Below are 12,173 nucleotides of genomic sequence, written 5' to 3'. Positions count from 1 at the left end.
TCACTCCCCGACCTTAGCCGGGCTCACGAGGTACGCCCGCGTTCGGTTCCTCAGGCGAGAATCCGGCGCCCGGACAGGGCCCGGCCGAGGGTCAGTTCGTCGGCGAACTCGAGGTCGCCGCCCATCGGCAGACCCGACGCCAGGCGCGTCACCGACAGCCCGGGGAAATCCTTGAGCATGCGCTGCAGGTAGGTGGCGGTGGCCTCGCCCTCGGTGTTGGGGTCGGTCGCGACGATCACCTCGCTGACGTCGACGCCGTCCTCCTGATTGGCGAGCCGACGCAGCAGCTCGCGGATACGGAGTTGGTCGGGCCCGATCCCCGACAACGGATCAAGGGCCCCGCCGAGCACGTGGTAGCGACCGGTGAACTCCTTGGTCCGCTCGATCGCGTGCACATCCTTGGGTTCTTCGACGACGCAGATCTTGGTGGCATCGCGTCGCGCATCCGAGCAGATCCGGCACAGCCGGTTCGCCGACACGTTTCCGCATTCGGCGCAGAACACGACGTCGTCGCGCACGCGTCCGAGCGCGGCGATCAGCCGGTCGATGTCGGACTTCTCCCCCGCGAGCAGATGGAAGGCGATCCGCTGCGCACCCTTGGGACCGAGCCCCGGCTGTTTGGCCAGTTCGTCGATCAGATCCTGGATCGGTCCTTCATACATCGCGTGCCCGGGTTCTCTGGTGTGGTGGGAAGGATCGCGCGGCGGGCGCGATCAGCCGCCGAGCCCGGGGATGCCGCCGCCGAGGCCTCCGGCCAGCGGACCCATCTTCTCGCTCGTGAGCTGCTCACGCTTCTGCGACAGGTCGGCGAGCGCGCCGAGCAGCAGATCCTGCAGGGTCTCCACATCCTCGGGGTCGACGACCTTGGGGTCGATGGACACCGCGGTCACCTCGCCGGTGCCGTTGCCGGTCACGGTGACCAGGCCGTTGCCCGCGCTCCCGACGATCTCCGCCGCGGCGATCTCGTTCTGTGCCGACAGGAGCTTCTCCTGCATCTGCTGCGCCTGGGCCAGCAGACCCGCCATCGGGTTCTCGCCGCCCTGGCCGCCGCCGAACAATGCGCTGGGATCGAATGGTTGCGTCACGCCGTCCAGGGTAGCCCCCGGGTCAGCGCAACAATCGATCGACATGCGCGGCGATGTCGTCGACGCTCACCTCGTCGACCGGGCTGATCTCGAAGGACAGCACCTCGTCGCCGAACAGATGACCGGCTCGTCGTGTGAGAGAGAACTCGAAACGGTCCTCGACCCGCCGCCACTCGACGATCCCGCCGTAGATGGGCGCACTCGCCCCGGTGGTGACGCAGTGTTCGTCGGCCCGGGGGCCGCCGGTGAGATCTCGCTGGATCTGGAAACACGCCAGCGACTCGTCGTCGATGAACACGACGGCCTCGCAGCCCAGGTCGGGGTGTCGTTCGTACGACGCGCGGATGGTCACGGTCGCCAGGGTACTTCTGCCGCCCGCCCCGAGGTCAGCCGCCGAAATCCACCAGGGGCGGCATTTCAGGACACCACCGAGCGACGGCTCACGAACCGGCGCTCCGTCCCGTCGAGCGGGTCCGTGAACTCCAGGGCGTGTGCGACGAGCCGCAGCGGGGAAGAGAAGTCCCCGTGATCGGCCCGTTCCGCGAGCTCGGGGCGTACGTCGGGATACAGCGGATCGTCGACGATGGGCACACCCAGGGACGACATGTGCAGCCGCAGCTGGTGCGTGCGTCCGGTGTGCGGCACCAGCCGGTAGACGCCGCCACGGTCGGTCTGTTCGACGAGGGTGACGTCGCTGATGGCGTTGACCGGCCCGTCGACGACGCGGGCCCGCAGGTCACCGGCGGTTTTTTCGATCCGGTCGCGCACGGTGACGGTCTCGGTGAGTCTCTCGTCGACCGGCGCCAGCGCGCGGTACTCCTTGCGCGCCAGCCGGGAGGCGAACAGGTCTTGATACGCCGCCCGGACCTCGGGCCGCAGCGTGAAGAGCAGAACACCGGCGGTGAGCCGGTCCAAGCGGTGGGCCGGCGAGATCGTGTCGCTGCCCAGTTCGCGGCGGAGTCGTACCAGCGCGGTCTGCGTCACGTGACGACCCCGCGGCATGGTGGACAGGAAATGCGGCTTGTCCACGACGACGATGTTCTCGTCGCGGTAGAGCACCGGGACGTCGAACGGGATCGGGACCTCGTCGGGCAGGTCGCGGTACAGGTAGAGCGAGACGTTCACCCGCGACGGCGCGTCGAGGTCGACGGGCTGCCCGTCGGCGTCGACGATCTCGCCGGCCGCGGCACGCGCGTGCAACTCCTCGATCCCGAGATCCGCGAGGCTCGGCGACGCCAGCAGTGCCTCGGCGACGGTGCATTCCGGCCCGGACCGCAGCACCACCCGTGTCGAGTCGACGCCGTCCCGGATCGGGAGCGGCGAAGGCCGCGCCCGCCCCCTCCTGCGCGGGGTCAGTTCTCGAGGCGCTTCTTGAGATTGCCGAGCACCTCGGCCTGAATGCGGTTGAGCCCCTTGGGCGCGAAGGTCTTCTCGAAGAAGCCGCCGATGCCACCGGCACCCTTCCAGGTGGTGGTGGTCGTGACGCGCGAACCGCTGCCCGACGGGGCGACCGTGTAGGTCGTCACCATCGTGGAGTTGGCGTCGCGCTCGGTCACGGTGTCCGGGGTCACGCTGACGGTGGCCTGGACGTCACGCTGCCGCTTCTCGGTGGCCTGCAGGATCCAGTGCACGACGGTGCCGTCGCCGTTGCCGCCGCTGATGACCTTGTAGTCGCGGTAGTGGGCCGGGAGGATCGCCGGACGCACCTCGGTGTAGTCGGCGAGGGCTCCGATGACGGCGTCCGGGGCGGCGGTGATGTCGATCGACTGCGATGCGGAAACCTGACCCACGATGGAACACTCCTCGGGACGAAACGATTGGCGGGCGAACTGATCAAGTCCTAGGCTAACCGGGTGAGCTCTGGCTTGGAGATGGGGGGACAGGCATTTGACCAGGGGGTGTCCGCCCTACTGGCCAGCTATCGTGCCATCCCCCCGAACGCGACCGTGCGCCTTGCGAAGAAGACGTCGAACCTCTTCCGTAAGCGCGCAGCCAATCCACATCCCGGACTGGACGTCTCCGGACTCGACCGGGTGATCTCGGTCGATCCCGATGCCCGCACCGCCGACGTCGCCGGGATGTGCACCTACGAGAACCTGGTCGCGGCGACCCTGCCCTACGGTCTGGCACCACTGGTGGTCCCGCAACTCAAGACGATCACCCTCGGCGGCGCGGTGACCGGCCTGGGTATCGAGAGCACGTCGTTCCGTTCCGGACTGCCGCATGAGTCGGTGTCGGAGATCGACATCCTGACCGGCGACGGCGAGATCATCACCGCGACGCCCACCAACGAGCACGCCGACCTGTTCTTCGGCTTCCCGAACTCCTATGGCACGCTGGGCTATTCGGTCCGTCTGCGCATCGAGCTCGAACCGGTGAAGCCCTACGTCGCGTTGCGGCACGTGCGATTCACCTCGATCGCCGAGCTGCAGGCGACGATGGAGACGATCGTCACCGAGAAGACCTACGACGGCGAACAGGTCGACTACCTCGACGGAGTCGTGTTCTCCGCCCACGAGTCCTACCTCACGCTCGGACGCCAGACCGACGAGGAAGGCCCGGTCAGCGACTACACCGGGATGGACATCTACTACCGGTCGGTTCAGAACAAGACCACCGACCGTCTCACCATCCACGACTACCTCTGGCGCTGGGACACCGACTGGTTCTGGTGCTCACGGGCGTTCGGGGCACAGAATCCGAAGATCCGCCGCTGGTGGCCGAAGCGCTACCTGCGCAGCAGCTTCTACTGGAAGCTGATCGGACTCGACCAGCGCTGGGACATCGGCGACCGCCTCAACGCCCGCAAGGGCCTCCCGCCGGGCGAACGGGTCGTGCAGGACATCGAGGTGCCGATCGAGCACACCACCGACTACGTCGAATGGTTCCTGGACAACATTCCGATCGAACCGATCTGGCTGTGCCCGCTGCGCCTTCGCGAACCGGCCCTGCCGGGTTCGGATCCGGTGCGCCCGTGGCCGCTCTACCCGCTCGAACCGCAACGCGCCTACGTCAACGTCGGCTTCTGGTCGGCCGTGCCGGTCACCCCGGGCGATCCCGGGCACACCAACAAGATCATCGAACGCAAGGTCGCCGAACTCGACGGCCACAAGTCGCTGTACTCGGAAAGTTTCTACGAGCCGGAAGAGTTCGACGAACTCTACGGCGGAGAGAGTTATCGGCTCCTGAAGAAGCGGTACGACCCCCGCGGCCGCCTTCTGGACCTCTATGCGAAAGCGGTGAAACGCCAATGACGACATTCAAAGACGCACCGATCGGTGCGGACTCCCATTCGGGGAAGATGTCCCTGTCGGAGATCTTCGAGACCCTCCTGGGCGGCAACCTGTCCATCCGGATCTCGGCGTACGACGGCAGCAGCGCAGGCCCGGCCGACGCCCAGTACGGCCTCAACCTGAAGACTCCGCGCGGCACCACCTACCTCGTCACGGCGCCCGGCGATCTCGGTCTGGCCCGCGCCTATATCGCCGGTGACCTCGAACTCATCGGCGCACACCCCGGCGATCCGTACCCCGCGCTGAAGGCGCTCGCGAGCGATCTGGACTTCCACCGTCCGTCGCCGCTGGCCCTGGCACAGATCGCGCGCTCGCTCGGCATCGAACACTTCAAGCCGATCGCCCCGCCGCCGCAGGAGGCCGTACCGCGCTGGCGCCGTTTCGCGGAGGGCCTGCGCCACAGCAAAGCTCGTGACGCCGAGGTCATCCACTACCACTACGACGTCTCGAACACCTTCTACGAGTGGGTCCTCGGCCCGTCGATGACCTACACGTGTGCGGTGTACCCCGACCACGACGCGTCGCTCGAGACCGCCCAGGACAACAAGTACCGCCTCATCTTCGAGAAGCTGCGCCTCAAGCCCGGTGACCGGCTCCTCGACATCGGTTGCGGCTGGGGCGGAATGGTCCGCTACGCCGCCAAGCGCGGGGTGCACGCGATCGGCGCGACGCTGTCGGCCGAGCAGGCGGAGTGGGCCCAGAAGGCCATCGTCGACGAAGGACTCTCGGACTTCGCCGAGGTGCGTCACAGCGACTACCGCGACATCACCGAATCCGGTTTCGACGCGGTCTCGTCGATCGGCCTGACCGAGCACATCGGCGTCGGCAACTACCCGGCCTACTTCGGTTTCATGCGCGACAAGCTGCGACCGGGCGGAATGCTGTTGAACCATTGCATCACCCGGCCCGACAACGCGAGCCGCAGCAAGGCGGGTTCGTTCATCGACCGCTACGTCTTCCCCGACGGGGAGCTCACCGGCTCGGGCAAGATCATCTCCAAGCTCCAGGACATCGGCGGCATGGAAGTGCTCCACGAGGAGAACTTCCGCGAGCACTACGCGATGACCCTGCGCGACTGGAACGCCAACCTCGTCGAGCACTGGGACGAGGCCGTGGCCGAGGTCGGCGAGGGCACCGCCCGCCTGTGGGGCCTGTACATGGCGGGATGCCGGATCGGCTTCGACCGCAACATCATCCAGCTCCATCACGTGCTGGCGACCAAGCTCGACGACCGCGGCGGCCATCAGGTCCCCCTGCGGCCCTGGTGGAACGCCTGAGCCTGCTCGACCAACGAGACCCCGTCGGATGCCCGGCGGGGTCTCGTCGTCGAGGTCCCGGGATTGTTCAGGCCAGGGCGGCTCAGACCAGGGGGACGTCGACGATCGGCCGGCGCACGTCCGCGCCCGGGCCGTCGAAGTGCCACCATTCGCCGGAATAGACGGTCAGTCCTCCGTCGGCCATCGCCTGGCGCAATCGCGCCCGAGCAGCCTGCGCCGGCGCCGAGACCCCCTGTGTCGCATATGCGTTCGCACGCGGGGTGAACGAGTCGAAGTCGGTGCCCATGTCGACGCGACAGAGGTTGCCGATCTTGCGCGGGGCCGGACAGCCCGGACTGCGGACCGCCAGGGTGACGTCGACCGAACGACCGGTCTCATGGCTGGTCGAGTACGGACCCGGGGCTGCGACCCACGCCGGGTCGGGGACCTTCTGGAACATCTTCTGCTGCACCGAATGCGGCCGGTAGCAATCCCAGAACACCAGCGTCTGACCCCCGGCCCGAAGTTTCTGGGCCGCGGTCCTCAGACCCGGCGCCATCGACTCGTGCACCAGACAGCGAGCATCCGGCGGATACAACTGCTCACCGACGAAGTTGTCGGTCGTCGCGTAGCGCAGATCCAGCACTGCGTCCGCGACGACGCTCTTCACGTCGACGAGGCCGACCGCGCGTGTCTGCCGGTCGACGGAGTGCCTCGGCGTCGGCGACGGCGAGTCGACGGGAGCCGCCTCGGCACATGCCATCGACAACGTCAGCGCCGCAGCCATTGCTGCCGGCGCCGTGGTCAGACGTAGGACCGATCGGATCTGCATCTCTGCGTTCTACCAGCCCTTCGTCTCGACGGTCACTCGATCGGTCGTGCCCCGAGCTCGGACTTGAGAAGTTCGAGCGCGACCTGATCGGGATCGAGACGTTGTTCGGGGGCTCCGGTGCGTGCGTCGGCGACCATCTCGGCCCGCTCCTCGTCGGGGATGTCCTCGTCCGCGCGTGGCGGCTCGGGCTCCTCCGGCTCGGCCACCGGTTCGGGCGGCGGAGGCGCAGCCGCCGACTGGTCACGAGACCGGCTCGGGCGTGAATACGACTGCCGGGGCTTGGCCTGCTGCTTCGCGGACTGTGCGCCACCGGCCGCCGACGACGCGACCGCAGTGCCCGGCGCCTGATGCACGGTGCGCACGTCGAGCGGTGTGCCGAAGACCTCGGAAAGCGCCTCCCGGATGATCGTCACCGCGTGCGGTGCCGAGAGTCGTCCGACGAGCACCTCGACCGGGTGGCCGAGCACCACCGTGGTGCCCTCGAGATCGGCGATGACCGCCGCAGACAACATCGGCTCGAGACTCTTCGACCGCTCCCGCACCGCGGCCCGGATCTCCGGATAGCGTTTGCGGATCGCGTCGGCGTCGAGCCCGCCCGAGGGAGCCGGTTCTGGTTCCGGTTCCGGTTCTGGCTCCGGTTCGGGGCGCTTCGCCCGGACCGGCATCGCGTCGGGCGGCGGGACCGAGTACTCGTCGACCGGCTCGTCCGGCAGCGGGATGTCGTCGGTGTAGGACGGCTGGGCCGGCTCGGCAGCGGGTTCCCGGGCCGGCTCCGGAGCCGGTTCGGCCACGGGTGCCCGCCAGGGCGGTTCCGGTGCCGTCGGGGTGCCGCCGTTCCGGACGCCAGGGCGTACGGGTTCCGAGACCGGGGCCGGCGCGATGTTCTCTGCCTCGGGCTCTGCCCCGGGAAGGTCGAGAGTCGGTGCCGCAGCGTCGACTTCGAGAGCCTCGGCGTCGAGGGTCTCGGTGTCGGGAGTGTCGGCGTCGGCGGCGTCGAGATCCCCGAGATCGAGCGCCTCGGGTTCCGGCAGGACGTCGGGGTCGGGAAGCGCGTCGGGATCGGGGATGGCGTCGAGCGCGGGCTGCTCGACACCCAGCTCCTCGAGCATGTCCGCGTCGTCGGTCTCGACGGCGGCAACCACGTCCACCGGCGGTGCGGCAGCGACCGGCTCCGCGGCGGGCGGCGCCGGGTCGGGCTCGGAAACCGCAGGTGCAGAGGCGGGTTCGGCCGGCGCCGGTTCGACCGCCGCGGGCTTCACCGCCGGCACAGGCGGTTCGGGCGCGGTGGGTTCCGGAGCGGGCGCGGCGACCGGGGTGTCGGCCTCGGCAACCTCGGCCGCAGTGCGGCGTGCCTCCTCGGCCGCCTTCGCCTCTTCCATCGCCTTGCGCTGCGACGGACGCACGAACTTCGGTTCCGGTTCGGGCTCAGCGGGTTTCGCGGGCACCGGGATCGACGTGGTGCCGATTCCCGACTCCAGACGCTCGAGCCGCTGCAGCAGAGCGGCGTCGTCGTTCGACACGCCGGGCAGCAGCATGCGCGCGCACATCACCTCGAGCAGGAGGCGCGGTGACGTGGTTCCGCGCATCTCGCCGAGGGCGTCGTGCACGATCTCGGCGAAGCGCGTCAACGAGGCGGGGCCGAGCGTCTCGATCTGGCTTTGCATGCGTGCGAGCTGATCACCGGGCGCCTCGACCAGGCCGCGGTCGGCGGCATCGGGAACGGCCTGCAGCAGGATCAGGTCGCGGAGCCGTTCGAGGAGATCGACCGCGAAGCGTCGTGGGTCGTGCCCCGCGTCGACGACCTTCTCGACGGCCCCGAACAGAGCCGCGCCGTCGGCCGACGCCAGCGCGTCGACGGCGGTGTCGATGAGTGCGACGTCGGTGACGCCGAGCAGTGCGAGTGCGCGCTCGTAGGCGACGCCCTGGTCGTCGGCGCCGGCGAGGAGCTGATCGAGGATCGACAGCGAGTCACGCGGCGAACCACCACCGGCACGGATGACCAGCGGGTAGACCTCGGGCGCGACGGTCACGCCCTCCCGCTCACAGATCTTCTCCAGCAGCCCGCGCATGACCGGCGGGGCGAGCAGACGGAACGGATAGTGGTGCGTACGCGAACGGATCGTCGGCAGCACCTTCTCGGGTTCGGTCGTCGCGAACACGAAGATCAGGTGCTCCGGCGGCTCCTCCACGATCTTGAGCAGCGCGTTGAAGCCGGCGTTGGTCACCATGTGCGCCTCGTCGACGATGAACACGCGATAACGCGACTCGGCCGGCGCATAGAACGCGCGGTCGCGCAGCTCGCGGGTGTCGTCGACGCCGCCATGGCTGGCTGCGTCGAGTTCGATGACGTCGAGGTTGCCGGGACCGCCGGGAGCGAGAGCCACGCACGACGTGCAGGTGCCACAGGGACGCGAGGTGGGGCCCTCGACACAGTTCAGCGACCGCGCCAGGATTCGCGCCGACGACGTCTTGCCACACCCGCGCGGACCGGAGAACAGGTACGCGTGGTTGATGCGCCCCGAGTCGAGGGCACGGCTCAACGGATCGGTGACGTGCTCCTGCCCCACGACGTCGGCGAAGGTAGCCGGGCGATAGGTGCGATACAGAGCCACGCGTCGAGAGTACCGGCGACCCGTGACATCGGATGCGCCTGCCTCACACTGCGGGCGACGCCCCCGTCTCGGGTGCTTCACCCATCGACTCACCGGCGGTTCCGACCAGGTCATCGGCCATGTCGTCGGACACGTTCACCCGCTCGGCGTCGGCTCGTGCCGACGGTTCGACGACCCGCGGACTCCCGCCCTCGGCCGGCTCGCCGGCCAGTCCGCCGTCGGCGATGACCGCTGCCGCGACCCCCGGGGCGATGACCGCAGCCGGCTCGGCCGCGGTGGTCGAACGGGAGCCGAAAACCCGCAGGGCGACGACCGTCGCGATCAGGATTCCCACGAACGCGAACAGATAGGGGCTGACGGTGAACCAGTTGAGCCAGGTGACCCGCGTCTTCACGTAGAGCCCGGTGTAGTAGCCATCGGGAACGAGCGCGGGGACGTGCGTCGGCCACGCGAACGCGAGCAACACGAGCGCCGCAACACCCACCGCCGCCAGGCCCCGCTCGAGCTGGGTTCGCCTCAGGTCGAGGGCCAGGTGGACCCCGATCACCACGATCGGCACGAACCAGACCCAGTGGTGCCCCCACGACATCGGCGACACCACGCATGCGGTCATGCCGACGATGCTGATCGCGAGCAGTTCCTGGCCCCTGCGGTGGGCATAGGTGGCGACCGCGAATCCGGCGACGAGCGCGGTCAGTGCCAGGGCTCCCCACAGGAGTGTCGACGGGTGGTCGGTGTCGAGGTGGTTGGCGAGCATTCCGCGGATCGATTGGTTGCCGCGCAGTTGCGCCGAACCGACACGTTCGGACTGGAACAGCTTGCCGGTCCAGTAGGCCCAGGAGTCACGCGGCAGGACGATGAACCCGATCGCGACGGTCATGACGAAGCCGCCGATGACACCGAAGAACGCGCGCCAGTTGCGTTGCACCGCGTAGTAACCGGCGAAGATCAGCGGCGTGAGCTTGATCCCGGCGGCGATGCCGGCGCCCACGCCCTTGGTCCTGCTGGTGTCGGGACGGGTCAGGTCGGCCAGGATGAGGAGCATCAGGAAGACGTTGATCTGGCCGTACCAGATGGTGGTGCGGACGGGCTCGAGCAGCATCGCGACCGCGACGAGCGACATCGCGATGACCCGCAGCGGCCACGTCACCGGCCGGCCGAGACTGCGGAAGCTGAGCATGACGACGAGATAGAGGGCGACCACGATGCCCGCGGTCCACAACCATCGCGCCACGTCGAAGGAGATCAACGCGAGCGGAGTGAAGAGCAACGCCGAGAACGGTGAGTACGTGTAGTCGAGGTCGCCGATCATCTTGACGTCGTAGAGGCTGGCGCCTTCGGTGACCGCTTGAGCACCCTGCCGATAGACGGCCAGGTCGATCTGGTTGTTCAGCAGACCCCAGAACTGGGCTCCCCAGGGCACGACGACATCCTGGAGGACAAGAGCGATGACCCCCACGATGGCGAAACCGGATGCGAGAAGAACCGGCCTGGGCAGATTCACGATTTACAAGAGTGGCATAAGAGTCGGCACATACCGGCTACTCATCGCCGAATGAGAGCTATCTAACGCCGATCCGGCGTTTGACAGCGGCGTGTCGGCGAGACGAGTGGCTCAGCTGCGCTCCGCCAGGAGGGTCTCGGCCGAGGCGAGGAGCACGCACGTCGCGACCCCGTCCATCGCGGCCCGCAGGTCGTCGGTGTTCGGGAAGGTCGGTGCGAGACGGATGTTCCGGTCGTGCGGATCGGTCTTGTACGGGAACGCGGAACCTGCGCCGGTCAGCGCGATTCCGGCTTCCTTCGCCAGTTCGATGGTGCGTCGGGCGGCGCCGTCGACGACGTCGAGACTGATGAAGTACCCACCCTCGGGCTCCGACCACGAGGCGACCTTCGACTCGACCAGCCGGTCTTCGAGGATGTCGAGCACCAGCTTGAACTTCGGCGCCAGGATCTCGCGGTGGCGGGCCATGTGGGCGCGCACGCCGTCGGCGTCGCCGAAGAACTTGAGGTGACGCAGCTGGTTGACCTTGTCCGGGCCGATGGTCTTGAGGCCGAGGTACTTGCTGAACCACGCGAGGTTCTCGTCCGACGACCCGAAGAACGCCACCCCGCCGCCGGCGAAGGTGATCTTCGACGTCGAGCCGAGGACGTACACACGGTTGGGATGACCGGCCTCGGCGGCCATCTCGAGGACGCGCAGCGGCGTCGGTGGGGCCTCCACGAGGGTGTGCACCGCGTAGGCGTTGTCCCAGTAGATGCGGAAGTCGGGTGCCGCGGGCATCTCGAGCAGTCCGCGGGTCACCGCCTCGGAGAAGGTGACGCCGGTCGGGTTGGAGTAGGTGGGTACCGCCCAGAGGCCCTTGATGCTCGGGTCGTTGGCGACGAGTTCGGCGCAGAGGCGCACGTCCGGACCGTCGGGGAGCATCGGCACCGGGATCATCTCGATGCCGAAGCTCTCGGTGATCGCGAAGTGCCGGTCGTATCCGGGCGACGGGCACAGGAACTTGATCTTCTGGCGGCCCCACGGCTCGTCGGAGTCGGCGGTGCCGTGCAGCAGGCCGAAGACGGTGAGATCGTGCATGAGCTCGAGGCTCGAGTTGCCGAACGCGATCAGGTTCGCGGGGTCGACGGCGAGCAGCTCGCCGAAGACCTCGCGCAGCTCGGGCAGGCCGTTGAGGCCGCCGTAGTTGCGGGTGTCGGTGCCTTTGCCGTCGCGGTACTCGTCGCCGGGGAGCGACAGCAGCGCGTTGGAGAGATCGAGCTGCTCGGGAGCGGGCTTGCCGCGGGTGAGGTCGAGCTTCAGACCCAGAGCGGCCAGCTCGTCGTAACGCTTCTTCAGATCCGCCTGGGTGTCTCGTAGTTGGTCGACACTCATCGAGTGGAAATTCAACGTTAGACCTCTCGCGCTCGACGCCGGCGCGAGTGTCCGACGACGCAGACCTGGAAATGGAAATCGGGGATATAGGGGACCCCGCGCACCCGAGAGAGCCCGTTGACCCTTGCTGCCTTCCGGCCCTGGGGGAGTTCACAGGATGCACGCCGCGCGGGATCCGTCGTCCAGTGTAGCGAGGGTTCACAGCCGGGTGACACCGGGT

The 12,173-nt window shown here is 68.2% G+C and carries 11 protein-coding genes and 1 other RNA gene; 2 read left to right on the top strand and 10 right to left on the bottom strand.

All coding sequences use genetic code 11. From position 1 onward, the window contains the following. Positions 1–50 precede the first annotated feature (50 nt). From recR to GKZ92_RS01930, 5 genes are all read right to left on the bottom strand, one after another. Positions 51–662 carry a recombination mediator RecR gene (gene recR, locus GKZ92_RS01950; protein ID WP_006358965.1) on the bottom strand — a complete coding sequence of 204 codons (612 nt, stop codon included), beginning with the start codon at positions 660–662 and terminating at the stop codon, positions 51–53. Positions 663–713: 51 nt separating this feature from the next. After that, complete coding sequence (locus GKZ92_RS01945; protein WP_005199059.1) at positions 714–1,130, bottom strand: YbaB/EbfC family nucleoid-associated protein; 417 nt, start codon at positions 1,128–1,130, stop codon at positions 714–716. Continuing rightward, complete coding sequence (locus GKZ92_RS01940) at positions 1,108–1,437, bottom strand: hypothetical protein (RefSeq protein ID WP_006358963.1); 330 nt, start codon at positions 1,435–1,437, stop codon at positions 1,108–1,110. Before GKZ92_RS01940 ends, GKZ92_RS01945 begins: the two co-directional genes overlap by 23 nt. 65 nt (positions 1,438–1,502) lie before the next feature. Continuing rightward, positions 1,503–2,369, bottom strand: a complete 867-nt coding sequence (locus GKZ92_RS01935; RefSeq protein WP_035754418.1) for a pseudouridine synthase — start codon at positions 2,367–2,369, stop codon at positions 1,503–1,505. 68 nt (positions 2,370–2,437) lie between these two features. Beyond that, entirely contained in the window at positions 2,438–2,875 is a 438-nt protein-coding gene (locus GKZ92_RS01930; protein ID WP_006358961.1) for an SRPBCC family protein, read from the bottom strand. Between the two features lie 81 nt (positions 2,876–2,956). Here GKZ92_RS01930 and GKZ92_RS01925 point away from each other — a divergent pair, with 81 nt between their 5' ends. Continuing rightward, on the top strand, positions 2,957–4,339 hold the full coding sequence (locus GKZ92_RS01925) for an FAD-binding oxidoreductase (RefSeq protein WP_006358960.1): 1,383 nt from the start codon (positions 2,957–2,959) through the stop codon (positions 4,337–4,339). Continuing rightward, complete coding sequence (locus GKZ92_RS01920) at positions 4,336–5,655, top strand: class I SAM-dependent methyltransferase (RefSeq protein WP_006358959.1); 1,320 nt, start codon at positions 4,336–4,338, stop codon at positions 5,653–5,655. Before GKZ92_RS01925 ends, GKZ92_RS01920 begins: the two co-directional genes overlap by 4 nt. Before the next feature lie 82 nt (positions 5,656–5,737). On the opposite strand, the gene GKZ92_RS01915 is transcribed toward GKZ92_RS01920, so the two are convergent. The 5 genes from GKZ92_RS01915 to ffs all read right to left on the bottom strand — a co-directional run bounded on the left by GKZ92_RS01915 (position 5,738) and on the right by ffs (position 12,133). After that, a complete protein-coding gene (locus GKZ92_RS01915) occupies positions 5,738–6,466 on the bottom strand; it encodes a M15 family metallopeptidase (protein ID WP_035754416.1) in 729 nt (242 codons plus the stop codon). A 32-nt stretch (positions 6,467–6,498) separates the two neighbouring features. Next, a complete protein-coding gene (locus GKZ92_RS01910; RefSeq protein WP_035754414.1) occupies positions 6,499–9,078 on the bottom strand; it encodes a DNA polymerase III subunit gamma and tau in 2,580 nt (859 codons plus the stop codon). A gap of 43 nt (positions 9,079–9,121) precedes the next feature. After that, complete coding sequence (locus GKZ92_RS01905) at positions 9,122–10,582, bottom strand: glycosyltransferase 87 family protein (protein ID WP_035754412.1); 1,461 nt, start codon at positions 10,580–10,582, stop codon at positions 9,122–9,124. A gap of 111 nt (positions 10,583–10,693) precedes the next feature. Continuing rightward, on the bottom strand, positions 10,694–11,968 hold the full coding sequence (locus GKZ92_RS01900) for an aminotransferase class I/II-fold pyridoxal phosphate-dependent enzyme (protein ID WP_035754406.1): 1,275 nt from the start codon (positions 11,966–11,968) through the stop codon (positions 10,694–10,696). A gap of 70 nt (positions 11,969–12,038) precedes the next feature. Continuing rightward, positions 12,039–12,133: signal recognition particle sRNA small type (ffs, locus tag GKZ92_RS01895), an RNA gene on the bottom strand. Between the last annotated feature and the right edge of the window lie 40 nt (positions 12,134–12,173).

The organism is Gordonia sp. 135, assembly GCF_009720185.1.
Classification (GTDB): Bacteria; Actinomycetota; Actinomycetes; order Mycobacteriales; family Mycobacteriaceae; genus Gordonia; species Gordonia alkanivorans.
The sequence above is the reverse complement of the archived record's forward strand: the minus strand, read 5'-3'. Positions and strand labels throughout refer to the sequence as shown.